Origin of the sequence: Winogradskyella poriferorum, from assembly GCF_050618035.1 — a bacterium.
In the GTDB taxonomy this organism is placed as follows: Bacteria; Bacteroidota; Bacteroidia; order Flavobacteriales; family Flavobacteriaceae; genus Winogradskyella; species Winogradskyella poriferorum_A.
In genome coordinates this window covers 1-243 of record NZ_JBODPY010000090.1, presented here as the reverse complement: position 1 = coordinate 243, position 243 = coordinate 1, and the positions used below count along the sequence as shown (strand labels likewise).

The 243-nt window shown below is 27.6% G+C and carries 1 protein-coding gene; it reads right to left on the bottom strand.

From position 1 onward, the window contains the following. The coding region (locus ACRHOC_RS15035) for a hypothetical protein (protein ID WP_431159428.1) at positions 1 to 243 on the bottom strand (243 nt) is incomplete at both ends.

Genomic DNA, 243 nt, shown 5'->3' with positions numbered 1-243 from the left:
ACCATTTACATATCTTTTCATTTTATTATCAAATTTATTTCCATTTTCAATGGTATCAATTTCTGCGAGTCTACAGATTTCTTTAAGGTTACGATTAAACATTGGTTTTGCGCTATCAATACTTTTGGCAAATGTTGGCGGAAACTCTTCTTTTCTTTTATTTAAAATATTCTTTACTTCATGATGAATAGGTATTTGTACGGCTTTTTTAGTTTTGATTTCTTCTAAAACAATAAAGTCATG